Genomic DNA, 22,514 nt, shown 5'->3' with positions numbered 1-22,514 from the left:
CGCAGTCTAGCGGCAGGGCGGGCCTGCGCCAAAAGCCATGACGCCGCGGGAACCGGCATTTCCTTCACAAATCCGCGGCGATTTTGGCCAGCCAGCGGCGGATCAGGCGCTGAGCGTTGGCGGAAAGCCCCGCCGCCAGCCGCCGCTCGATCGCCTGCGCGTGGCGCCGGCATTTGTCGAGTAGCGCTGCGCCCCGCCGCGTCACTGTCCATTGCAGCACCCGGGCATGGATCGGGTGCGGGGTCTTCTTGATGGCGCCGTCGCGCTCGAGATTGCGGATGATGACGCCGACCGTCTGCGGCGTCAGCATCGCCACCCGCGCGAGTTCCGCGCCGGACAGGCCGGGATAGGCGCGCAGCATCGTCAGCACGACGAATTGCGGCGAGGTGACGCCAAGCTCGGCCAGCGACCGCTCCATCGCCAGCCGCGTCGCACCCTGGGCCTGGCGCAGCAGATAGGCGAGATAGCCTTGCTCGCCGCGCTTGCCCTCGCCGGGCGGGGGCGGCCGCAGCATCAATGACGCGGGAGTTTCCGCAGATTTTTGCTGCGACCGTCGGCCGGCTTTTCCGGCGGCCGGCTTTCGCCTCGCTTGTAGTCTTTTTGCCGATACGTTTCGTGATCGCGCTGCCGTACTTCGTGGTGTCTTGCGCAGCATATCAGTACTCTTATAATCAATCAGAACACTGATAACATGAGGCACAAGAGATGTCACACGCCCGCAAAGAGTACCAAGATTTCATGTCGCTGACGCCGGACGCCTACGCGGCGGTGCTGGCGCTCAGCCAGGTCGCGGGCAAGGCGGGAATGGACAAGCAACTGCTCGAGCTGATCAAGCTGCGTGCCTCGCAGATCAACGGCTGTGCCTTTTGCGTGCAGTATCATATCCTCGAGGGCGAGAAGCTCGGCGTGCCCACCGACAAGCTCAATCTCGTGGTGGTCTGGCGCGAGGCGCCGCAGTTTTCCGCGCGCGAGCGTGCCGCGCTGGCTTGGACGGAGGCGCTGACGTTGCTCGCAGACGGCGTCAGTGACGAGGTCTATGCGCAGGCGAGCGCGGAATTCTCCGAGAAGGAGCTCGCCTATCTCACCTCCGCCGTCGCCTCGATCAATGTCTGGAACAGATTCGGCGCCGCGTTTCGCTGGACGCCGCCGGCGCGGAAGAATGCAGCCGCCTAACCGCCGGGCCGCTAGATCCCGCCTTGGGCGAGCGGATCACGTCCGAACCGGTTGTCGCCAGACGCTCCTGGCAGAACGCTTAGAACGGCCACCGCCAACAGCGTAATAATCCATCCGCTGACGCTTGTTACGCTGGAAATAACGGGAGTTGCGAGTGCCGCGAGTAGCCACCACCCCGAAACATTCAGATCGTGTAGCCGCTTCACGGTGACAGCAATGAGCGGCCAAAGGAGTACGAGCAGCACCAGCAGGATCGACCAGTCATGGCTGATATCGTGGCCACTGTAATAGCGCACGCGCGGAACGGTGAGGTTGCGCCATGTCCGGATCAACAACGCATTAACAATCACAAGGCCGAAATAGCCAAGCCGAAACTCCTGGCGGCTGATGCGGCCTTCCAGCGATAGGAAATACCAGGCGAACGTGGTGAACATGCTGTGGGAACGGACTGCGGTTTCTATTCCAGTGCCCACGTTACGCCGCCAGCGGTTAATGCCCACGGAATCCATTGTAGAGATTTGAACGGTTCCGTGGCTGGAAAGCGAATCGGTTTGCGATTAGTTAGCGCGGCCTTCCGCTTGTCGCGCGACGTGGCGCCGTACATTCTTCGGCAGCGCATGCGCGACGGCGGCCGGCGGCTCGGTCCCGATTTCGTGGCCGCGGCCGCGGATCAGCCGTTCGTAGGAGGCGATCAGGGTGGTGTAGGGGTTGACCCAGATCCAGCCGTCACGCGTGAACACCTGCACGTCGAAGTGGAGGTGGTACGACGTGCCGTTGGGGAAATCGAGATAGTTGGAGACCACGCCGATCTTCTCGCCCTCGGTGACGCGTCGGCCGTTGAGAATGCCGTCCGCATCCATGGCTGACGGATTCATGTGCATGTAACGGAAACGGATGTGCTCGGTGCCTGTGTTGATCTGCAGCGTTGCCGCCTGTTGTTTTAAGGAACGGATGACGACGCCGTCGCGGACGGCGACGACCGCCTGCTTTCTCGGATGGCAGGCCTTGCCGGCGCTGCTGTTCGGCGGGCAGGGCGCGGGGCGAATGTCCTGGCCCTGGTGACCGAAGCCGGCCGCACATTGGCCGACGTGGAAACTGCGGGCTTCGCAAAAATTGTCCCGCCACGGATAGACGCCTTGATAGGTGCCTCGGCTTTCGCCGGATTTGCGCCTGGTGAACTGCTGCGAGCTAACCCGGGCCGGAGCGTTCTCCAGCGGAAAGCGGATCTGCGAATAGGCGACGAGGTCGGCGCGGCCACCGCGCCTGCGCGCGCCGCTGTTGGCAATGATGTCACCGCTCGGACGATAGCTGAAGTCGGGCGAAGGGGTGGCCGGCCGTTCAGCAACCTCGGAGGAAACGTCGAAGCGCGGCCGCGCCGGCTGGCCTCCGGCGATGCGCAGCGCCTTCAGGAAGCGCTCGGCGATCGGGTAAGCCTCGCGGCAGGCCAGCCGCCGCGCCCGCGGCGCAGAATCGAGGCACTGGATCGACACCACATAGGGCACGCCGAAACGGGTGAAGGCGTAGCGCACATAACCTTCGCGAATGAAACGGCGCATGTCCGGAAATTGCGACGCCAGCGCCTTGACCGGCTCGCCCTTGCCGCTGAGCGGATCGGCGAGATCGTATACCAGGACCGAGCCCGTAATCTGCACCTCGACCGGACGGGCGAAAGTTCGAGACGGCAGGCCGTCACCGGCGCCGGGATCCAGCGAAAACACCGCGTCGTAGCCGGAGGGGCCAGCGTGAAACAGGTCGACGGGGCGAAAGCCGGCCTGATGGCGTGACACCGCCGCGTGGCGCGTGCCACTGGCCTCGGCCTCGAGATAGGCCGCGGTATCAAAGGGCAACAGCACCGGCACCGGACTGCGGCCGATTCCGGCGAACATCGCCGAATTGATCGCGTTCAACTGCACCAGCGCGGGCGTCGCGCGCGGATCCCATGCCGGCACCCGCCGCTGCCCTGCGAAGGTGAAGCGCTGCGCGATCGCCGGCTGGGAATTGATCTCGCTGCGAAGCTGATTCAGAACGGCGCGCCATTCGACGCGAACGGCCGACATCGACGGCGTTCTGAACTCATTGGCGGAAACGCCGGCAATCCCGGCGGGGAGCAAACAAAAGGCTGCCAGCCAACGCGAGAGCAAGCGGACAGCCTTTGTACCCAATGCATCGCCCCCGGCGTATGCCCCGTGGCCTATGGCGCGGTCTTAGTCCTTTGCGCGTTCGACGTAGGAGCCGTCCTCGGTCATGACCACGATCCGTGTTCCCGTTCCAATGTGCGGCGGCACCGAGGTGCGCACGCCGTTGGACAGGATAGCAGGCTTGTAGGAGGAAGACGCGGTCTGCCCCTTGGTGACCGGCTCGGTCTCCACAACTTCGAGGGTTGCGCGCTGCGGCAACTGGATGGCGACCGGATTCAGGTCGTGCATCGACAGCTTCACGGTCATGTTTTCCTGCAGGTAAGGCGCGGACGAACCCACGATCTCCTTCGAAACCTGGACCTGGTCATAGGTCTCGGCGTTCATGAAATGGAAGCCGTCGCCATCCTCGTAGAGGTAGTTGAAGTTGCGGTCCTCGACGGTGGCCTTCTCGACCTGGTCAGTGGTCTTGTAGCGTTCCGACACCTTCACGCCGTCGCCAATGCGGCGCATTTCGATCTGGCTGACCGGGGTTCCCTTGCCGGGATGGATGTTTTCGGCTGACAGGACGACATAGAGCTTGCCGTCTTGCTCGATGACGTTGCCCTTGCGAATAGAACTGGCGATGACTTTCAAAGCTGTTTTCCCGAATTTCTGGCCTTCGGCCGAACCGGACATTTGTGTCCGCAGGGCCAATCAGGCGGTTTCGGGCTGCAACATACTGATTTTGCCCGTCGATGCCAGCGTTTTACGGCCGTTCCGGCGAGCTGCTAATAGCTGGATTTCGCCGTTGTTATATGACGCGTCTGGCAAGCAATTTAACGATGGGGCCGACCGTTGCTGATGGGGCTTTAAAGTAATGTTTTAAGCGGTTCGCGAAGACCCGCAGCTTCAGTGGGATGCGGCGACATCGATCGGGCGAATGGACAAGGAGAGCGTCTTTCGACATGAAATGACCGAGCTGGAGCTGGATCTTGCTGCTTCCTCCGGCTCGTCGTGTCGGACGCAAAGAAAGTCGAACAATATCAATGGTATTTGCCGATTCCCTGATGGCCTTGATTGGCTCCGCGGAGGATGCTCGGTGGATTCGGAACCGCCTGTGATGGCTGATATCGACCAGCCCTCGCCCTGGTGGGCGGCCACACGGCACGCCGATCGAAGGCCGTTCCTTATGGCGCGAGCCGCGATCACGAGGGCAGTGCGAGGCTGGTTCGACGAGCAGGGTTTTACCGAGGTGGAAACCGGCATCCTGCAGGTCTCGCCGGGCAACGAGACGCATCTGCATGCCCCACGCACCGAAATCATCAGCCACGATGGCACACGCGCGACGCGCTATTTGCGAACGTCGCCGGAATTCGCCGCGAAGAAACTGCTCGCTGCCGGCGAAGCCAAAATCTTCGAATTGGCGCGCGTGTTCCGCGACCGCGAGCGCGGCGATCTGCATCTGCCCGAATTCACGATGCTGGAATGGTATCGTGCCGACGCAGGCTATGACGCCGTTATGGCCGACACCATCGTCGTGATCGCACATGCAGCGCAGGCGACCGGGATCAGGCAGTTTTCGTTCCGGGGCAGAACGGCCGATCCCTTCGCCGAGCCGGAACTGCTGACGGTGGCATCCGCGTTCGACCGCTTTGCTGGAATTGATCTGTTGGCCACAATCAGCAATGGCGAGGGCGATCGGGTGGCGCTTGCGGCGGCAGCAAGGCCGCGGGTGCGGATCACTGATGACGACACCTGGTCGGATATTTTCAGCAAAGTGCTGGTCGAGCATGTCGAACCGAATCTGGGGCAGGGGCGTTTGACTGTCTTGTTCGAATATCCGGCGCCGGAAGCAGCCCTTGCGCGGGCGAAAGCGTCCGATCCGCGCGTCGCCGAACGTTTTGAGGTCTATGCCTGCGGCGTCGAACTTGCCAACGGATTTGGCGAATTGACCGATGCCGGCGAACAGCGCCGCCGTTTCGCCGCTGATATGGACGAGAAGGAGCGGCGCTACGGCGAGCGCTATCCGCTGGATGAGGATTTTCTCGCAGCGGTTGCCGCGATGCCGCCGTCGAGCGGCGTCGCGCTCGGTTTCGATCGGCTGGTGATGCTGGCAAGCGGCGCACTGCGGGTGGACCAGGTGGTGTGGACGCCACCGGCAGGAGAGACATGAACAAGATCGATCCAAAACTTTTGGCAACGCTGCGGCAGCCCGCTGATCTCATCGAGCGGGGGTTGGCGAAGCCGGCCGATCTCGCCGACCTCGAGCGGGTCGCCGCGCGCTACGCCATCGCGGTGACGCCCGATATCGCTAACCTGATTGATACTGAAAATCCTGACGATCCGATCGCGCGGCAATTCATTCCGAGCGCGCTCGAACTGATGAATGCGCCCGGTGAAAATGCCGACCCGATCGGCGACGATGCGCATTCGCCGGTCGCCGGCATCGTCCATCGCTATCCCGATCGCGTGCTGCTCAAGCTGGTGCATGTCTGCGCGGTGTATTGCCGCTTCTGCTTCCGCCGCGAGATGGTCGGGCCTGGCAAGGCGACGGCGCTGTCCGAGGCCGCCTATCGCGACGCGCTGGACTATATCCGCAAGAACAACGAAATCTGGGAAGTCATCCTGACCGGCGGTGATCCGCTGATGCTGTCGCCACGGCGGCTGGCTGAGATCATGACGGACCTCGCCGCCATCGATCACGTCAAGATCGTTCGCATCCACACCCGCGTGCCGGTGGCTGCGCCTGCGCGCATCGAAGGCGACATGATCAGGGCGTTGAAAGCTGACGGCGCAACGACCTGGATCGCCGTTCACGCCAATCATCCGCGCGAATTGTCGGGCGAGGCCCGCGCCGCCTGCGCGCGGCTGGCCGACGCCGGTGTTCCGCTGGTAAGCCAGACGGTGCTGCTTCGCGGCGTCAATGACGATTCCGCGACGCTGGAAGCGTTGATGCGGACCTTTGTTGAAAACCGAATCAAGCCCTATTACCTGCATCATGGCGATCTGGCGCCGGGGACCGGACATCTGCGCACCACCATTGCAGAGGGACGGGAACTGATGCGCAACTTGCGCGGCCGCGTTTCGGGCCTGTGCCAGCCGGATTACGTGCTCGACATTCCCGGCGGCCATGGAAAGGCGCCGATTGGACCGAATTATTTGTCGCATGCAAGTTCCGAGGAATGTGAACTATCCTCGGAAGTGCAGTATCGTATCGTCGACTATTGTGGAGACGTTCACCTCTATCCGCCAAAGCCGTGATCGGGCGATGACGGAGGACGGCGAGGAGAAGCGGGAGCCGCCGGAAGACGAGGGCCATCGCGGAATCGAAAACGCCGTTCTGCTCGGCTTCTTCGTGCTGCTGGTGGCCGCCGGAATCTGGTTGCTCGGCACCATGGCCGATGTACGAAAGGCACAGGACTGTGCTGCCCAGGGACGGCGAAACTGCGCAACGATCGACGTGCCCGAACGGACACGATAAAGGAATCTAAAAGGCGGAGAATCGGGATGCAAAGAACAATCTTGTCAGTCGCGCTGATGGTCCTGATCGGCATGCCTGCTGCGTTCGCGCAGGGCGGGACGTCGACAATGCCAAAGAGCAACCCGAGTGCCGGAGGGATTCCGGAGGCGCCGATCGGACACCGTCAGCCGCGCCGCAGCGACGTGCCCAGCGAAAAGAACCTGAACGATCCGAACGATCCGCTGAGCAAGGAAAACGCAGCGCTCGACCGCAAGATCAAGAGCATCTGCCGCGGCTGTTAGGCTTACTGCGTCATACGTCCCTCATGGTGAGGAGCGCCAACGGGTCCGTGCGTAGCGCGGCCCGATGACAGGCTCCGCGCGTCTCCGGGCGATGCTTCGCATCGCCGGGAGAACCATGAGGCCACGTCTGTGGCCTACATCCTTCGAGACGCCCGCGGAGCCTGATTTCGTACGTGTGAAGTTTTTTGCCAGGCGCAGCTTTGACGGCGTCGCGCGAGTGTGCACGCTTCGGATCGTAGTGCAGCTTCAATAAAAACTGAGGCAGGGCGCGTCGACCGCGCCCTGCCATCATTCGACCCGGGTGGGCTACGCCGAGCGCTCCTCCCGGAAACGGCGCGATGGCACGTTGCGGCGCGTCGCCACGGCATCAGCCAGCATGTTCAACGCCGACACCGTCGTCTCCCAGTCGATGCAGCCGTCGGTGATGCTCTGCCCATAGGCTAGCTTCTTGCCCGGCACGACGTCCTGGCGGCCGGCGACCAGATTGCTCTCGATCATGACGCCGGTGATGCGCTGCTCGCCCTCCGATATCTGGCGCGCGATGTCGGCGACCACCAGCGGCTGGTTCTCCGGCTTCTTGTTGCTGTTGGCGTGGCTGGTGTCGATCATGATCCGCGGGGTGACGCCGGCGCGGACAAGTTCGACGCAAGCGGCATCGACGCTTTTCCGGTCGTAGTTCGGCTTGTTGCCGCCGCGCAGGATGATGTGGCAGTCCTCGTTGCCGGTGGTTGCCGCAATCGCCGAGCGCCCGCCTTTGGTGACAGCCATGAAATGATGCGGATGCGAGGCCGACTTCACCGCATCGGCCGCGATGCGGATATTGCCGTCGGTACCGTTCTTGAAGCCGACCGGGCAGGAGAGACCGGAAGCGAGCTCGCGATGGATCTGGCTCTCGGTCGTGCGCGCCCCGATTGCCGCCCATGCCATCAGGTCGGCAATGTATTGCGGCGTCGTCATGTCGAGGAATTCGGTCCCGGCCGGCAGGCCGAGATTGTTCACCGCCGACAGCACATTGCGGGCGAGCCGCAGGCCCCTGTTGATGTCGAAGGAGCCGTCGAGATTGGGGTCGTTGATCAGTCCCTTCCATCCGACCGTGGTGCGCGGCTTTTCGAAATAGACACGCATCACGATTTCGAGGTGGTCGGCGAGCTTTTCGCGCAGTGCAGCGAGTCGCTCGGCGTAATCAACGGCCGCGGCGGGATCGTGGACCGAGCAGGGGCCGACGACCACGAGCAGGCGGTCGTCGGTGCCGTGCAGGATGGCGTGAATGGCATTGCGCGCCGCCATCACGACGCGCGTCGCGGTCAAGGTGCGCGGTATCTCGCCCATCACCTCCTGCGGCGTACTCAGTTCTTTCAGTTCGCTAATTCGAAGGTCGTCGGTGGTGCTCAACACGGCTGTGGCTCCTGTTTGAAAGGAAACCTGCCGGCCAATAAAAAAGCCGCCAGGTTTGGCGGCTGTTCGGACTTCTTGGCTTCAATTCGTCAGATTGAGCGCGATCCTCCCACCGCCAGCGAGCTGTCGTAGCTAAAATACCAAAAGTTGCTGGCGGCGATCATGATCATGGCGGGCTCTATAGCGCACCAGCCGGGTCTTGTCATCCCATAATCGGCGGCGTCAGGATTTGCGCGCGGCGAGCGCTATGCCGACCAGTGACGCGCCGCCGAGCACGAGATTGATCCCGGCCAGGAGGCCGATCGCCCATTCCGCCGAACCCGGCAGGCCGGCGATGATGATGAATGCGATCAGGAGGTCCATCACGCCTGAAATCAGCAACCAGGACCAGCGCTCCGACAATTCGCGGCGGTGCTGTAGCGCGTACATGATGCTGACGACGCCCTCGGCGAGAAAATACGCGCCGACCACGATGGTGAGCGTGAGGACGCCCTGCGCGGGCCGCGCCAGCAAAATCCCGCCGGCGAGAACGGCCAGCGCCGCCGAAAACAGCGACCACCAGAAGCCCGGCATCTGCCGCGCCCAGTAAGTGACGAACAACCCGGCAATGCCGCTGATCAGAAACATCCAGCCGAGGAAGATGGTGACGGCGAGGCTCGCCAGCGGCGGCACGATCATCGCAGCCAGGCCGAGCAGGGCGAGCACGATGCCTTCGAACAGGAAGGCCTTCCAGTGCGCCTTCACCGCGGCATTCATTTCGGACTGCAGCTTGCCGATATCAGGGGGAATGTCTTGGGTCATTGGAAACTCCCGATGCCTGCCGTGCCGAGTGCCCAATATACCCGGTACGCCCGCTGCGGGTAAAAATGTTGGCTAGCTTTTAAGCGAGATCAACGACTGAAGGATGACGTTCAGCCTGGCTCAGGCGCGGACGAAAATCCGTCCGAGGACGTTCTGATGCGATTGCGGCCAAACACATAGACAGCCGACGTGGCCAGCAACAGCGCCAAGCCTATCAAGATGGAGGTCATGCCGAGCGGAATGAGAAGCAGCGACGCATTGCGCTCCGGATTGACGAACCAGTGATGAAGCGAGGTCAGGACGAAAGCCGCGCCGGCGAAGCCCGCGCCGCTGCCCACGAGCAGCAGGGCCCACATCCGCCGCAACTGGCTCAGCCGCTCACGCGCGATCTCGGTGCGCGGCGCATGATGGCGGCCGACGCGCCGCACCAGCCGTATGGCAAACCCGATCGAACTGAAGCCGATCAGCAGGCTTGCCGCCCCCAGCAGCATCCGCACGTTGGCGCCGAGATCTGGATGTTTCTGTAGCGTCAGCAGCGGAAAATCGAATGCCGCATGCAGCGCGACCGGCGCGAACAGCGCCAGCGCCCAGCTAGAGATCCGCGCCCAGTCGCGATGATGGCGATGCGCACCGAGCGCGGTGCCGGCGCGCGCGATCGCGATATAGGCGCCTGCGATGATGCCGAGTGCGCCGTGAAACGGCACCGTCAATACGCTGCGCAAGGCGGCCAGCGACCGCCACATGTCGGCGTGCTGCACGAGATAGGCGAGGTTTTCGTAGGCCGCGAAGCCGAGGCCTGCGGCCGCACCGTAGACCACCGTGTCCATTGGGTCCGCAAACGCACGGCGGCGCACCGGCAATGACACTAGAATGATCACGAGGACCTTCACGATCTCTTCGGGCGCGGCCACCCCGAAGATCGAACGCAGGCCTTGCGTCATCCAGGGGTTTCCAGGCACCGCAAGGATCGCGGCAAACGGGGCGCGCGCAATGCCCAACAGAGAAATGCTGGCGGCCCCGAGTACGAAAGCGAGCCATACCCGCGCGGGTGGGCCGGGGCGCTCGTCCGCGGCAATGACGAGCCAGAGCACCAGCAACGCCGGCGCGATGGCGGCAACGCCGATCGATGTAGGGAGGGCCTGCAGCAGCAACATCTGGAGAACTTTACCTCGTGCGAGCGTAAATGGCCGCAAACCCAGCCGTTTGCAAGAAAGCCAGACGCGACTCCTTGTCACCAAGGAACCCGGCGGAATCCGGCGCCGCTCAGGCCGCGGCCCGTTGGCCGATCTTGCCCTGTACCACCAGCAATCCCGCCAGCGCGACGAGGGCGAAGCCGGCGCCGGCCAGGAACGTGCCCTGCGGCCCTGCAATATCCCAGAGTGCGCCGGCAATGACGCTGGCCGCGAGCATCGCCACGCCGCCGAGCAGGTTGAAGAATCCGTAAGCCGTGCCGCGCAACTCGGCCGGCGCGGTATCCGCAACGAGCGCGGCCAGCAGTCCCTGCGTCAGTCCCATGTGCAGGCCCCAGAGAATGACGCCCAGCGCAACACCGCCCACCGACGGCAGCAACGCCAACGCGATGTCGGCGGCAACCAGCACCAGCATGCCGCTCGCCAGCACGGCCGTGCGGCCCATGCGATCCGAGATGACGCCGGCGGGATAGGCTGCGAGGGCATAGACGACATTCATCGCCACCAGGACGGCAGGCACGAGCATGATCGGCAGCCCGACATTCTGGGCGCGGAGAACGAGGAATGCCTCGCTGAAGCGCGCCAGCGTGAACACGCTCGCGACCGCCACCACCCACCAATAGGCCGGCCCCAGGTTTTTGATCTCGGCCAGGCTGATCGGATTGCGGACGGTGCGCAGCGCCTGCGGCCGCGCCGGCTCACGCACGGCGAAAACGATCAGCGCCAGCGCCAGGAAAGCGGGAATTACGGCAACCCAGAACACGGCCGTGAAGTTGTCCGATGTCCACCACATCAGGGCGATGGCGAGCAGGGGGCCGACGAAGGCGCCGATCGTATCGAGCGATTGGCGCAGCCCGAAACTGGCGCCGCGCAGATCGGCCGGCGAGAGATCGGCCACCAGCGCATCACGCGGGGCGCCGCGAATGCCTTTGCCGATCCGGTCGACGAAACGCGCGGCCACCAGCCAGCCGACGGTTGGCGCCAGCGGAAACACCGGCTTGGTGAAGGCCGCGAGGCCGTAACCGATGGCGGCCAACCATTTGCGTTTCCCGAGCCAGTCCGAGAGCGCGCCAGAGAATATTTTGGTGATGGAGGCGGTCGCCTCGGCGATGCCTTCGATGACGCCGACCGTCACCATCGATGCGCCGAGGACCGAGACCAGGTAGATCGGCAGCAGGGCGTGGATCATCTCCGACGAGATGTCCATCAGCATGGAGACGAAGCCCAGCACCCATACGCTGGCCGGAATGTCCCTGATCGAATAGGCCGGCCTGGTCTCAGCAACCATGTCGCATCTCGCGTCGCCTCATTGCGCCAACAGCCGCCGGCAGGCGTCAACAAAGACCTCTGCCCCGGTAACGATGTCGGCGTCGGCGGTGTTCTCGGTCCAGTGATGCGAAATGCCGCCGATCGAGGGCACGAACAGCATGCCGGCCGGCATGACGGTTGAGAGAATCTGGGCGTCGTGGCCGGCGCCGCTCGGCATGCGGAGCGACTTGCCGTCGGCAAAAGCTGCGCTGGCACCCTCGATGGCCTGCTGGAACGAGCCATCCATCCGCGCGGGCGTCCCGGTGCGGATGCGCTCCACCGCGACGGCGCAGCGGCCTTGGGCGTTGACCTCCGCGGCCATGCCGTGGAGCAGTTCCTCCAGCCGCGCAATCACGGCAGGATCGTCGTCGCGAATCTGGAACAGCATTTCCGCCGCTCCCGGGATGATGCTGGGCGCACCGGGATCGAGCGTGATGCGGCCGGTGGTCCACACCGTGCGCGGGCCGCAGGCGGCGGGGAAACGATTGTCGATATCGACGCAAAATCTGGCGAGTGCGAGGCCGGCGTCCCGGCGAATGGCCATCCGCGTGGTGCCGGCGTGGTTTTGTTCACCCGTGAAGGTGATGCGGTATTGCCAGATCCCGACGATGGACGTGACGATGCCGATCTTGAGGCCGCTGCTTTCCAGCGCCTCGCCCTGCTCGATATGGGCTTCCAGATAGCCGATATGCCGCCCTTGTTCGCACCGCGCGCGGGCGCGGCCGGCAAGACCCGCCTCACGTAGCGCGTCACGCATGCTCCTATCATTGTTGCGGTCGCGCGCGGCGTCGATATCGGCTTCGGTGACGCCGCCGACATAGGACCGGCTGCCGAGGAAGTGTCCGAAATGGCCTTCCTCGTCGCACCATGATGCGACTTCGACGGCGCCCTCTATATTCGGGTCGGGATTGATGACGCGGGCGGCCTCGAGCGCATAGACCACGCCGAGCGGTCCATCGAGCCAGCCCGCGTGGTTCTGGCTTTCCAGATGCGATCCCGCCAGCAGTTTCGGCCCGCTTTTCGTGCTGGTTCCGAGCACGTTGCCGATGCCGTCGATCTCGCCCGTGAGGCCGGCCTCAGGAAGCCGCTGCATCAGCCAAGCCAGCGAGCGCAGATGCGGTTCGGAGAAAGTCGGCTTGTGAACGCCGGTCTTGTAGGCGCCGATGGCGCGCAGCGCGTTGAGATCGGCGAGGACGCGGTCGCCATCGACGCGCGAAGAAATGTCAGCCATGCTTCCCGTAGTTCTCCGGAGTAGAACAAAGTTCCCGCTGCCGTTCTCGGAGTAGAACAAAGTTCCGTGAACGTCGCCAGCAGCTTTACTTATCTTCCGGAAAGCAACGCCAATGCAACGATTGCTGGCCACGCCACGATCACGAGCGCCATCACCGCGCCAGCGGTGATTCCAGCTTTCTCGTTTACCGTGTAATCGCGCATTCTTTCCGCAAAAGCTGTGGGGCGTCCAGACGCTTTGCGTCCGAGAGACGCCCGGTGCGGTTGTGTTCCTCCGCCTGACCATGTTTGGAACGAGGCGCGCGGATTGCGAAATTTGGCACGGCGGCATGTTTGCGTTTTGCTGTGCCAGGTGCTGGCTGAGGGCTGACGTGCCGATGGATCTCGTCCAGTCTTCGCTGAAGCAAAGCCGCTAACTTTGTGGGGCCGCCAATTCCGCAAAAAGGCCGCCACAAGTGGCGGCCTTCAGACCATTCTATCGATGCGCGCCCGTCAGACCAGACCCAGTGCGCGGCATTGCCTGCGGCGGCGAGAGGCCAAAAAACCCGATGCCAGCGAAGCCAATGATCTTCATGATGGCGGCTTTCGGATTGGCTAGTTCTTTCGCGGGGATGTCGATCCATCGGATGCTCCCAGTACGACGCTCCGGGCGAGCAGGCGAAAGCGCGTCAGCCGCCGAAATTACACCGGATGAGTATCTTCCTCGTTCTGCGAAGCGGCCAACGCTTTCAACCGCAGGCTATCCATTGTCGCGCCGCGCTCGAGCGCGTCCTTCACCCAGCGCGGCTGTGTGCCTCTACCCGACCATGTCTGGAATGGGGGATGCGGGTTGCGAAATTTCGCCGCGGCCCCATGTTTGCGCTTGTCGGTGCCACCCATGGGGAAAGGCTGGCACGGCGCTGGATTTCGTCCAGCCTTTGTTGAAGCAAGTTTGCTTCGGCCTCCAGCTTGACGGCAGGTTTGGATCCGAGCTCGTTGTACAAGTCCCAGAGCTCGGCGGTCGACATCGTCTCGAAATTGCAATCCCGCCGTTTCATCACATGCCTCTGCAGCGATTAACTTGGGTGGGTCGCCATTTCACAAAAAAGGCCGCCACAGTGGCGGCCTTTTCTTCTTCGATCGATGCGCGCGTCAGACCAGCCGCAGGGCCTGACCTTGTGGGCGGCGACGGTAGGCGAGGAAGCCCACGCCAGCGAAGCCGAGGATCATCATGGCCCAGGTGGAGGGCTCGGGGACGGCACCGACCGTCTCGAACCCTCCGAGCCGGACTTGCCGCACATCCTCGAACGTGGCGCCATTAATCGCTGTGAGCGAAACGTCGGTCATCAGCTGTCCGTTGATACTGGTGATGGTGAAGAAGTTTTGGCCGTTGGCGTCAACCGTGAAGTCGTCTGTGAAGGAGCCGCCGGTGATGTTGATGCCCTCCACGTGGATAAGCACGCTCCCATCGGTGGCGGCATTGATGTTAAAGACGGATCGCGTGAACGTGCCGCCGCTCGCCAGGTCGAACGAGAGTTGAGTCAGAGGATCGTTTTCCGTACCGCCTGACACCGTCGCCTGGCCGCTGGGGTTTGCGCTCAAGAGTCCGCTGCCGCTCGTGGAAGTGAAATTAACCACTAGGTCGTTTGGTCCGACCGTGCCAGTGACGAGCGACAGGTTTGTCGCGGTGTTCAGCAGCACGTTGTCCGTGCCCTGATTGTTGACGCCCGTGACCACAACGATGTCTGCCTGCGCCGGGCTGATCGAAACAGCGGCCATCGATATCAAAGCAGCTGCCAATATTCCGCGTGAACTAATCATTCATTATACTCCCTGCTACCAGTGCTAAAAATTCACGTAAAAATGGCGGCTGGCGATTGCCGCATCTTCCCGAAATCTATCATTCATTAAAAAACTGTAAAGTTGTCAGCAATTACTGAGGTACCTCTATTTGAAATAATTCCAACATTTGTAGGTTGCGCGCGATTAATCGTGCATCCCCTTTAGAATGCGCGTCCCGGCTGCATTTGCGCTGAATGGACACTGCGTTGTGTTTCTTTTGAATGTAATCAAATTAACGGGCCATCGATGGACGTGAGCATAAAATAAATAAGCAGTTTTCCCGATCTTTATGCCGGATGCACCTGCAGTCGAATGCTACGCGGGGCGCATCGCCCGACGTGTGCCGGGGGCCTCTAGGACGCGACTTGCGGGGAAGAGCAACGCGATTGGGCGTTGGCGCCTCTTGGTGAAGGGCGATACCCGAACGAAATAAAATCAGTTTGCTGGTTTAGGCAAGATCGATTTTGGTCTCTGGCAAAACTGATCACTCTGTCGAGAGGCATTCGCGTTTCGCGTCTTCCCCCCGCACAGCGTGATTTCCCGAGCCTCGTGAGGAGCTCGGGTCAGGTATCCGGCGGAAAGTAGCACCGCAACGTAAAGCGGAGTGCGACGTAAAGCGCGACACAAGTTGTGATTGCGATAGCGGCCGTATCCATTTCCCTGTTCCTTTACATACGCGCCACGGTCCGTTTGCCGGAACCTGCGGACGACAGGGAACCTGAGCTCTGAAAATGGTTGCCTTAAGCCTTGAAAGTGGTCGGCTTGGGCCTTGAAAGTGGTGGCAGCGTGATGGCGCTCCCTAGCGGAATCGAACCGCTCTCTCCACCGTGAAAGGGTGGCGTCCTAACCGATAGACGAAGGGAGCAAGAACAACAGGAAAATCAAGACGTTAGCGCCTGATGAGCCGTGTTGGACGCCGGCCGTCCATGGCTGATGGGGGCGGCGACGGGCGAACGTATAGTGGCGTTTGGGCGGGTGGGCAAGCCGCTCGGAAAGACGTTTCTGCAGCCGCTTTGCGTCTCCATCGGCGTCCCGGCCGCACGGTGAGACGCGCCGCGCCGAGCAACGGATTCTAAAGCCGCATGGTGTAGGGCTGGCCTCGGGGGAGCTTTTCGACATGGCTTTGCTATCAAGCAAGAAGCGCGACGCGCGCAAATCATTGAGTCAACCTGGGTGGATCACGCTCGAAGGCGGTTTCGCCGCGCGCCAGTGCGTGGTGCAGGATATGTCCGCAACGGGGGCGAAGGTCACGATCGACGATCCCAACACGCTGCCGGCGAAATTGCGGCTGGCGTTTTCGCGCGACGCCAGGACCGGGCGCCGCTGCGAAGTGGTCTGGCGCCGCGGCAAATCGATCGGTATCAAGTTCGTCCGCTAGTCTGGCACTGATCCGCAAGGAACGATAAAAGGCGGGATGCGAAAATCCCTCTTTATAGTGATCGCCGTGGCGCTGTCTTCGGTTGCCTCGGTCGCGGAACAACCCCGCCCTCAGAAGCTCGACAAGGCCCCCGCGTCGGGCAAGTCGCTTCCTCTGAAGCGCCCAGCTTCAGCCAATGCATGCGCGGAATACGGCGCGGGCTTCGTCAGAATCGAAGGCACCAACACCTGCATGAAAATCGGCGGCGCGGTGAGCGTAGGAGCGGGGGTCTCCGGCGGCTCGCGTTGAGAAGATTCGCGCTTACGTCATCGGCGGCGCGATGAACTGCGTGAACCCTGGGCGGACGGTGAGCTGCGAAAACCAGCGTTCGAGGTTAGGCAGTTTCGGTTTTGTCACGCCTTCGACGCCGAACCAGCGCCGCGCAAAGGCGCCCAGCGCGATGTCGGCGATGGTGAACTGATCGCCTTCGATGAAGCGCCGCGTTGCCAGGTGCGCCACGACGATCCGCCACACCGCGGCTTCGGCATCGACATCCTTCTGGATCGCGACCATGTCGCGCTTTTCGATGGGCGTGCGCACCAACGCCCAGAACACCGGCCGGTCGACCGGCTGCAGCGTCGACAGCGTCCAGTCGAGCCAGCGATCAACGCCGGCGCGCGCCTTCGGCTGCGAGGGATAGATCGACGAACCTTGTTCAGATCCTTGGCCATAGGCCATGCAGAGATAACGCATCACGGAATTGGATTCCCACAGCACGTAGTCGCCATCGACCAGCGTGGGTACGCGGCCGTTCGGATTCATCGCCAGATAAGCAGGCTCGTTGTTCTTTCCGAACTGCATGCCGGCATCGATACGCTCATAGGCAAGATCGAGTTCGGCGAGGCACCACAGTACTTTTTGCACGTTGACCGAATTGGCCCGGCCCCAGATGGTGAGTTGTTGTTTGTTGTTGTCGGCCACGCGCGTTGCTCCCGCTGATTTTCCGATTGGCCGTTAATAGCCGAAGATCGGCAAAAAAGCGCGCTCTTGCGTGGGCTCAAGCCCAACAAAAATCGGGGCTCCGCCGCAGTGCGACAGAGCCCCGATTTCCGCGTCATGCGCGGGCTAGCGTCAGCCAATCAGTGGCCGAAGAACAGCCACAACAGAATGATCACCGGAATAGGCACGCCCAGCAACCACAGCAGAATTCCTCGTCCCATCGTCTCCTCCTCAAATCTATTCGAGGAGAAACGCGGCGTGCGAGGGGCGGTTCCTGCGCAGGAAAGAACCCGAGTGAAGGAACACTTATGATTTCGGAATTTCCGAGGGCGACGGTCCAATCCGAAACAGCGAGTGGAGGTGGACGAAGAAATTGTACAAGGCCTACCAGTGACCGGTGTTCGGCATCGAGGTCCACGGTTCGGCCGGCGGCTTCGGTTCGCCCTTCTGCAATAGCTCGATCGAATGTAGATCCGGCGAGCGGACGAAAGCCATGTTGCCGTCGCGCGGCGGGCGGTTGATGGTGATGCCGGCCTTCATCAGGCGGTCGCAGGTCGCGTAGATGTCGTCGACCTCGTAGGCGAGGTGACCGAAATAGCGGTCCTCGCCGTATTTCTCCTCGTCCCAATTATAGGTGAGCTCGACCAGCGGCGCGCCGCGGTTCTGGGGAGCGGTCTTGAACAGGCCTTCGTCCTCCGGCGCGCACAGGAACACCAGCGTGAACCGGCCCTTGTCGTTGTCGACCCGGCGTACTTCCTTCAGCCCCAGCGCGTCCCGGTAGAACTTCATCGCAGTATCGAGATTGCGGACGCGCAGCATGGTGTGGAGATAGCGCATGTTTCTTGTCCTCCTGAGAACGTTTGCGGATTTTCCATCATTTGGGGCGTCGCGGCTAACAAATAGCAGCAAAATGCACCACAGGGCAGGGTATTGCGTGTCAATTGGGTGTCAGTCCTTCCACGGCCGTTCTCTGGCTCTCCGAGTGGGTTGGCGCAAGCATTCAAACCCAGCGTTAGGTCTTTCCGTCGCCCCGTGTTTTTAGCCACAGACCACTGTGAGCGCCTCTCGGGCGGGCGGTGTGGGTCTAAGGTCCAAGGACGCGTCAGTTAAACCCCCGGTGTGAATACAGCGGATAACGTGAACGGACCGGATACGTTGAGAAAGTGGGTGATATCCATTCCCTATGTTCAACGACTCGGTGATTCGCGGTGAAGAAGCTTTTGCGGAAGTGGTGGGAAGGGACTTACGTTACCCCTGAGCATGACGGTTTCATATTCTACTTGGGAGAGTGCCGCCGCCATTGGACATCCAAGGCCGCCCACGTGGTTGCCGACTTCTGGGTGAAGCATTGGCAGTGGTGCTTTAGTGCCACTTTCGCGACTGCAGGCTTGATTATTGCTGCGATGAAGCTCTGAGGGGGCCATGACCGAAGTAAGCAATTGTGCGTGCTTTCGCGCTGCCTATGCGCTGCCCGTGGCGAGACGGCAAATGTTTGACGTATAGATTGTGGAACCTGTGGGGGTGGCAATGGTCTTGGGGATTTTTTACGATGCTTCTTCAGCCAACTATTTTAGCGTCGTAGGCAACATTTACGATATCGCTGGCGCCGTACTGATAGCACGAGCCTTAGTATTTGTTCGGGCTCGGTCGATGGAACTACAGGCTAAGAGCGGATACGGTGGATTCAGTTCGCACCTACTCAAAATGTTCGCTGAGCAAAAGGTCGATGCTGCGATTGGGCTGCTGCTGCTATGCGGTGGCTTTGGAATGCAGTCGCTTGCAGGCTGGGGATACAAAAGTAGTGCAATGGCTTTCATCGGAATTTTTGGGACGATGTTGGTGATCGTCCTGTTGGTTTATCAGTTGCTCCGAAATCGCCTAACCAAATATCTTTTCTTCCGATCGCTTAGAACTCTGAGGCGAGACGACAATCCAAGCGAACAAAGGTTACCAGAAGGCACGATCGAATCCCTTTGGGAGCAAGCTGCAGACCGCGCAAGCTGAGCCGTAAGCTACTAGTAGGCCGCTGGGGCACGGTCCCAAGCACAATGCCTGTTCGAGCCCGTGTCCGTTCGAGAAACTCGGTGTCGGAGACAGCCTATGGGTGGGTTGGTTTATTGAGTAGCTCCGCGCCTTAAACGTCGGCGAAGTGTTCGACGTGGTTACCTCGCAGGGATTCACTTGCCCGTCTTGCTCGTCTGCAACCGGAACGTCCGCCACGAGGCCTCCGCCACGAGGCCATCAGCCGGCGCCGCCTCCCATACCTCTTTTTCGGATGGGAAGGCATTGCCGATCTGTCTATCGACTTCTAAAAAGTGCGCACATCCGTGCCTAACCAAAACTCCGTAGCCGATGTGCTTTTGAGCTAATTCCTCTCTCGTCCTCTTGTCGATAAATTTCGAACCTTGGTTCCAGGAACGAAACCGCTACGCCGGTCTTGAAACGAGAGAGGTGTTGTATGAAACAAGATCATCCGGCTGAAGAGAATGCGGCGCGGGAGGATTTGCCGACAAAGTCCGAGCAAAAACTCGGGACTTTGACCGCTGGTGCCATTGCTCTCGTTGTCGTTGGAACAGCAATTTATTGGATCGCGTAGCTTATTGGATCGCGTAGCCCATGGTGCGGTGGGCTCGCGATCCTCACCCTTGCCGTGAAATTTAATCGCACCTAAAGAGTCAACGCGGGAATAAGGCTCTCAAATAGCGCCACCAGTTTTTCGCCGGTCATTCCGACGGCGGCGATGATGGCCAAGGCGATAAAGCCGGCGATGAGGCTGTATTCGATTGCGGTGGCGCCGCCCTCGTCGCGCAGAAACTTCCCGAGCATTTCTTTTTCTCTCGAACTTTGATCAACGGTGTGGCACGCTCACGTTGTGATAGAGACAACCAAAAGCGTAAAATTGCAAGATTTACTGGGCGGCACCGCGTCACCTGCGTGATCCCCTACACATACGCGGTTGGCCCCTCCGTCCACTGTGGCGGCAACGGAGGGATCGACCATGTACCTGCTCTATGGCGTGCTCATAGTTGCGATGGTTTTCTTTTTCGTGCTCCCGATTACCGATGCCAGGACGGCCCGGATGAAATTGTCCGTGGTGAGCAGCCTCGGCGCATTGCTGGCGGTATCGGTTATCGTGCCGCGCCTGATGCATTGACGAAGGATATGCCTGCCTCGACGCGCAACGAGCATGTCGAGCGCTGCCGCTGGGATGCGGATGTGACTGCCCGCACAGTCTCGTTCAGCGACGATCGCTAGCCTTTGCGCATCCGCTTTCTCGCTGGGAGGCTAAAGATGCTCGCATGGGTCTTACTGGTCGCAAACATGCCGACGATCGTGTGTACGGTTTGCTCTGCCTTCCTCGCTTACAAGGAAAGGCCGCAATGGGTCTGGTTCGCTGGCTTGGCCGTGCTCGCCGGCATCGGCGGTCTGCTGACGCTCGGCGTCGTGCACGCACAACAGCTCGCATGGCGAGCGTGAGAGGGGGCCGACGCAGTCTGGCCCTCGCGCGCAAGATTGGTATTTCCCGGTCAGGTCAGACTTTGACGTCCACCAGCGACGGCTCGTCGGTCTGTAGATCGGCCAGGGCCGCTTCGATGGCGGCTGCCTTGGCGTGGTCGACGGCCCTTAGATCCTGATTGATCGTATGCGGCGGCGCCTTGGCGGCCTGATCGACGACGAGTTGGATTCTGGCTTGTGTCACTTCAACCGGTATGGGGTAAATGACCATGGGTGCAACCCTCCTGATCGAAACTTGTCAGGCTCGTGTTTACGTCTTGTAAAGAGGTTGGGTTAACGGCCGGGTGCTACAGCGCAAAGGGGTAAATAGAAGCTTAAAGCCTCTATGCCGTGCACGCCCCGCGCAATCGCGCTAATGCATCTGTTCCAGTCGCTCGGCGTAGAGGCGGAATTCCTCGGCCATCTCGATCAGTTTCTTCGAAGCTTCCGGATCCTTGACGGCTTCGGCAAGCCGTCGGGCTCTGTCGGATTGTTCTCGATAGTGGTCGGCCTGGGTCATCGCAGCACCTTTTTTAGATAGGTACGGGCTGCACCAAAAAGGTTCGACGGCCGGGACGGCGAGGTAACGTTATCTTAAGCAGGTAATCGTGCTTGAAACGCACCCCCTGTTCGTTCCAGGAGAACAAAGGGAGTCTATCTCGCGCTGCTGCGCGATGCATGAAGGCCGAACTGTAAGCGCCCGTGCGCCAGCATGGCTGTTTCGGCGAACCGCGCAAGACAAACTGACGCCCACGAGGACCCTGCAACGGGAGGACTCGATAGTCAGCGGTCCGGCAATTTTTCGTCCGGCGATTTGTGATAGGTCGCGATGGCGATGAAGCCGGCATAACCGATCAAATTGATCAGAATTTCCATCCACGCAGGCATGATGCACCTTCCGGTAGTGAAACACCGAACGGATCGTATTCGTTCCGCGCAATTCGATGGTCAGGTCCGCGGGATCGCATAGCTCGCAATGCCGCCCTCCAAACCGGCAAACGAAAACCCCGCCTACATCCGAAGATCTAGACGGGGCTTTCGTGCTTTCACCTCTCGCAAGGTTGCTGCACTTGTTAGGAAAACGTCGAGGCATCGGCTTGGTTCCAGCCGCAGCAAATTCTATTGCGGGTTCCGCGCCGCGATATTTCCGTCGGCGACTACGCGGAAGTCGAACAGTGCTCTTGCCGGTTCTGCCTCAACGCCAGAATGATGGCCGGCTGGATCCATTCAGCGCGTTGGCCAAGGTCGTTTCGTAATATTCTTCGCGCTCGCGTTCGAACTTCTGCTGGGTTTGCCTGAAGCTCGCGACGCGTGCTGCGATTTCGGCACGGTCGCGCGCGAGTCTTTCTTCCTTCTCCGTCATCACCCATCCGTTTTTTGATTCGCGCCCGCCATCATTGGCCCGCGCGAATGGGGCGTGAATGGGGAATGGGGAAGCATTGTGATCGCGTGCCGCCTGAAGCGAAGGCGGTGGATAAGGTGTGGCGCATTCTTGTCGCTCATGCGGGTTCCCGTTAGCGAAAGACAAACGGGAGGTTCCAATGGCAAAGATCGATCTGGATTCATTGAGCATCGAAGAACTCGCGGGCCTGCGCGAGCACGCCACTGATAAGTTGTTCGAGAAAGTCGCTGCGCGCCGCGCCGAGTTGGAGGCGGAACTGGAGAAGCTGGCGCAGTATGGCAAGCCGGTGAAGAAGGCGGAAAGCGGACCCGCGCCAAAAGCGAAGAAGATTGAAGAAGCCAAAGAGCCGAAGGGCTTGATAAGGCGGCTTGATGAGTTAGCGCGGGATAAGGTTGCTTTATAAAGCCGCCTTATCGACGCGCATGCGCGGCCGGGCTGGGGCGCATCTGTCTGGCAATCCGAAC

The 22,514-nt window shown here is 61.2% G+C and carries 30 protein-coding genes and 1 tRNA gene; 13 read left to right on the top strand and 18 right to left on the bottom strand.

Annotated features, from left to right (window positions below; translation table 11 throughout):
* Positions 1-64: 64 nt before the first annotated feature.
* A complete protein-coding gene (locus V1292_RS26630; protein WP_442895568.1) occupies positions 65-514 on the bottom strand; it encodes a MarR family winged helix-turn-helix transcriptional regulator in 450 nt (149 codons plus the stop codon).
* 191 nt (positions 515-705) lie between these two features.
* Here V1292_RS26630 and V1292_RS26625 point away from each other — a divergent pair, with 191 nt between their 5' ends.
* Entirely contained in the window at positions 706-1,173 is a 468-nt protein-coding gene (locus V1292_RS26625; protein ID WP_334375588.1) for a carboxymuconolactone decarboxylase family protein, read from the top strand.
* Between the two features lie 11 nt (positions 1,174-1,184).
* On the opposite strand, the gene V1292_RS26620 is transcribed toward V1292_RS26625, so the two are convergent.
* The 3 genes from V1292_RS26620 to efp form a co-directional block, all read right to left on the bottom strand.
* Positions 1,185-1,607 (bottom strand): DUF805 domain-containing protein, encoded by a 423-nt coding sequence (locus tag V1292_RS26620; protein WP_334375587.1) that lies wholly within the window; start codon positions 1,605-1,607, stop codon positions 1,185-1,187.
* 123 nt (positions 1,608-1,730) lie between these two features.
* Entirely contained in the window at positions 1,731-3,230 is a 1,500-nt protein-coding gene (locus tag V1292_RS26615; RefSeq protein ID WP_334375586.1) for a M23 family metallopeptidase, read from the bottom strand.
* 147 nt (positions 3,231-3,377) lie between these two features.
* On the bottom strand, positions 3,378-3,944 hold the full coding sequence (efp, locus tag V1292_RS26610; protein ID WP_057863529.1) for an elongation factor P: 567 nt from the start codon (positions 3,942-3,944) through the stop codon (positions 3,378-3,380).
* Positions 3,945-4,410: 466 nt separating this feature from the next.
* On the opposite strand from efp, the gene epmA reads away from it, so the two are divergent.
* From epmA to V1292_RS26590, 4 genes are read left to right on the top strand one after another with little or no spacing between them, the layout of a single operon-like run.
* Positions 4,411-5,463, top strand: a complete 1,053-nt coding sequence (epmA, locus tag V1292_RS26605; protein ID WP_334375585.1) for an EF-P lysine aminoacylase EpmA — start codon at positions 4,411-4,413, stop codon at positions 5,461-5,463.
* Complete coding sequence (locus tag V1292_RS26600; protein ID WP_334375584.1) at positions 5,460-6,551, top strand: lysine-2,3-aminomutase-like protein; 1,092 nt, start codon at positions 5,460-5,462, stop codon at positions 6,549-6,551. Before epmA ends, V1292_RS26600 begins: the two co-directional genes overlap by 4 nt.
* A gap of 7 nt (positions 6,552-6,558) precedes the next feature.
* Positions 6,559-6,771 carry a hypothetical protein gene (locus tag V1292_RS26595; protein WP_334375583.1) on the top strand — a complete coding sequence of 71 codons (213 nt, stop codon included), beginning with the start codon at positions 6,559-6,561 and terminating at the stop codon, positions 6,769-6,771.
* Between the two features lie 26 nt (positions 6,772-6,797).
* Positions 6,798-7,052: a hypothetical protein gene (locus V1292_RS26590; protein WP_334368798.1), complete on the top strand. Its 255-nt coding sequence runs from the start codon at positions 6,798-6,800 to the stop codon at positions 7,050-7,052.
* Between the two features lie 306 nt (positions 7,053-7,358).
* On the opposite strand, the gene V1292_RS26585 is transcribed toward V1292_RS26590, so the two are convergent.
* The 5 genes from V1292_RS26585 to V1292_RS26565 form a co-directional block, all read right to left on the bottom strand.
* On the bottom strand, positions 7,359-8,447 hold the full coding sequence (locus tag V1292_RS26585; RefSeq protein ID WP_334375582.1) for a 3-deoxy-7-phosphoheptulonate synthase: 1,089 nt from the start codon (positions 8,445-8,447) through the stop codon (positions 7,359-7,361).
* A 222-nt stretch (positions 8,448-8,669) separates the two neighbouring features.
* Entirely contained in the window at positions 8,670-9,248 is a 579-nt protein-coding gene (locus tag V1292_RS26580) for an HdeD family acid-resistance protein (RefSeq protein WP_334375581.1), read from the bottom strand.
* A 110-nt stretch (positions 9,249-9,358) separates the two neighbouring features.
* A complete protein-coding gene (locus V1292_RS26575) occupies positions 9,359-10,402 on the bottom strand; it encodes a PrsW family glutamic-type intramembrane protease (protein ID WP_334375580.1) in 1,044 nt (347 codons plus the stop codon).
* A gap of 109 nt (positions 10,403-10,511) precedes the next feature.
* Entirely contained in the window at positions 10,512-11,726 is a 1,215-nt protein-coding gene (locus V1292_RS26570; protein ID WP_334375579.1) for an MFS transporter, read from the bottom strand.
* Between the two features lie 18 nt (positions 11,727-11,744).
* Positions 11,745-12,977 carry a Zn-dependent hydrolase gene (locus tag V1292_RS26565; protein ID WP_334375578.1) on the bottom strand — a complete coding sequence of 411 codons (1,233 nt, stop codon included), beginning with the start codon at positions 12,975-12,977 and terminating at the stop codon, positions 11,745-11,747.
* Positions 12,978-13,043: 66 nt separating this feature from the next.
* On the opposite strand from V1292_RS26565, the gene V1292_RS26560 reads away from it, so the two are divergent.
* Positions 13,044-13,172, top strand: coding sequence for a hypothetical protein (locus V1292_RS26560; protein WP_334375577.1), 129 nt, complete (start codon positions 13,044-13,046; stop codon positions 13,170-13,172).
* Positions 13,173-13,657: 485 nt separating this feature from the next.
* Here V1292_RS26560 and V1292_RS33970 read toward each other — a convergent pair whose 3' ends face one another.
* From V1292_RS33970 to V1292_RS26550, 3 genes are all read right to left on the bottom strand, one after another.
* Complete coding sequence (locus V1292_RS33970; protein WP_442895567.1) at positions 13,658-13,855, bottom strand: H-NS histone family protein; 198 nt, start codon at positions 13,853-13,855, stop codon at positions 13,658-13,660.
* Between the two features lie 252 nt (positions 13,856-14,107).
* The gene (locus V1292_RS26555) at positions 14,108-14,776 is read right to left on the bottom strand and encodes a PEPxxWA-CTERM sorting domain-containing protein (protein WP_334375576.1); all 669 of its coding nucleotides are present in this window, start codon (positions 14,774-14,776) and stop codon (positions 14,108-14,110) included.
* A gap of 811 nt (positions 14,777-15,587) precedes the next feature.
* Positions 15,588-15,662, bottom strand: a tRNA-Glu gene (locus V1292_RS26550).
* 252 nt (positions 15,663-15,914) lie between these two features.
* Between V1292_RS26550 and V1292_RS26545 the strand changes: the two genes are divergently transcribed.
* Positions 15,915-16,175: a PilZ domain-containing protein gene (locus tag V1292_RS26545; RefSeq protein WP_442895566.1), complete on the top strand. Its 261-nt coding sequence runs from the start codon at positions 15,915-15,917 to the stop codon at positions 16,173-16,175.
* A gap of 36 nt (positions 16,176-16,211) precedes the next feature.
* Positions 16,212-16,463: a porin gene (locus V1292_RS26540; RefSeq protein ID WP_334375575.1), complete on the top strand. Its 252-nt coding sequence runs from the start codon at positions 16,212-16,214 to the stop codon at positions 16,461-16,463.
* 12 nt (positions 16,464-16,475) lie between these two features.
* On the opposite strand, the gene V1292_RS26535 is transcribed toward V1292_RS26540, so the two are convergent.
* Positions 16,476-17,135 carry a glutathione S-transferase family protein gene (locus V1292_RS26535; RefSeq protein ID WP_334375574.1) on the bottom strand — a complete coding sequence of 220 codons (660 nt, stop codon included), beginning with the start codon at positions 17,133-17,135 and terminating at the stop codon, positions 16,476-16,478.
* Positions 17,136-17,537: 402 nt separating this feature from the next.
* Positions 17,538-17,990 carry a VOC family protein gene (locus V1292_RS26530; protein WP_334375573.1) on the bottom strand — a complete coding sequence of 151 codons (453 nt, stop codon included), beginning with the start codon at positions 17,988-17,990 and terminating at the stop codon, positions 17,538-17,540.
* 690 nt (positions 17,991-18,680) lie between these two features.
* Between V1292_RS26530 and V1292_RS26525 the strand changes: the two genes are divergently transcribed.
* Both V1292_RS26525 and V1292_RS26520 read left to right on the top strand, forming a co-directional pair.
* Positions 18,681-19,157, top strand: coding sequence for a hypothetical protein (locus V1292_RS26525; protein ID WP_334375572.1), 477 nt, complete (start codon positions 18,681-18,683; stop codon positions 19,155-19,157).
* A 454-nt stretch (positions 19,158-19,611) separates the two neighbouring features.
* Positions 19,612-19,749, top strand: coding sequence for a hypothetical protein (locus V1292_RS26520; protein WP_334375571.1), 138 nt, complete (start codon positions 19,612-19,614; stop codon positions 19,747-19,749).
* A gap of 71 nt (positions 19,750-19,820) precedes the next feature.
* Here V1292_RS26520 and V1292_RS26515 read toward each other — a convergent pair whose 3' ends face one another.
* Complete coding sequence (locus V1292_RS26515) at positions 19,821-19,979, bottom strand: Flp family type IVb pilin (protein WP_334375570.1); 159 nt, start codon at positions 19,977-19,979, stop codon at positions 19,821-19,823.
* Positions 19,980-20,151: 172 nt separating this feature from the next.
* On the opposite strand from V1292_RS26515, the gene V1292_RS26510 reads away from it, so the two are divergent.
* Positions 20,152-20,307: a hypothetical protein gene (locus tag V1292_RS26510; protein WP_156433807.1), complete on the top strand. Its 156-nt coding sequence runs from the start codon at positions 20,152-20,154 to the stop codon at positions 20,305-20,307.
* 137 nt (positions 20,308-20,444) lie between these two features.
* Positions 20,445-20,630, top strand: coding sequence for a hypothetical protein (locus V1292_RS26505; protein ID WP_334375569.1), 186 nt, complete (start codon positions 20,445-20,447; stop codon positions 20,628-20,630).
* 55 nt (positions 20,631-20,685) lie between these two features.
* On the opposite strand, the gene V1292_RS26500 is transcribed toward V1292_RS26505, so the two are convergent.
* The 3 genes from V1292_RS26500 to V1292_RS26490 form a co-directional block, all read right to left on the bottom strand.
* The gene (locus V1292_RS26500) at positions 20,686-20,880 is read right to left on the bottom strand and encodes a hypothetical protein (RefSeq protein WP_028346212.1); all 195 of its coding nucleotides are present in this window, start codon (positions 20,878-20,880) and stop codon (positions 20,686-20,688) included.
* Between the two features lie 141 nt (positions 20,881-21,021).
* Positions 21,022-21,168: a hypothetical protein gene (locus V1292_RS26495; protein WP_198027963.1), complete on the bottom strand. Its 147-nt coding sequence runs from the start codon at positions 21,166-21,168 to the stop codon at positions 21,022-21,024.
* Between the two features lie 675 nt (positions 21,169-21,843).
* Positions 21,844-22,011 carry a hypothetical protein gene (locus tag V1292_RS26490; RefSeq protein WP_334375568.1) on the bottom strand — a complete coding sequence of 56 codons (168 nt, stop codon included), beginning with the start codon at positions 22,009-22,011 and terminating at the stop codon, positions 21,844-21,846.
* 178 nt (positions 22,012-22,189) lie between these two features.
* Between V1292_RS26490 and V1292_RS26485 the strand changes: the two genes are divergently transcribed.
* Positions 22,190-22,453, top strand: coding sequence for a hypothetical protein (locus V1292_RS26485; RefSeq protein WP_334375567.1), 264 nt, complete (start codon positions 22,190-22,192; stop codon positions 22,451-22,453).
* Positions 22,454-22,514: the final 61 nt, after the last annotated feature.

This window comes from Bradyrhizobium sp. AZCC 1719 (assembly GCF_036924525.1).
Classification (GTDB): domain Bacteria; phylum Pseudomonadota; class Alphaproteobacteria; order Rhizobiales; family Xanthobacteraceae; genus Bradyrhizobium.
The sequence above is the reverse complement of the archived record's forward strand: the minus strand, read 5'-3'. Positions and strand labels throughout refer to the sequence as shown.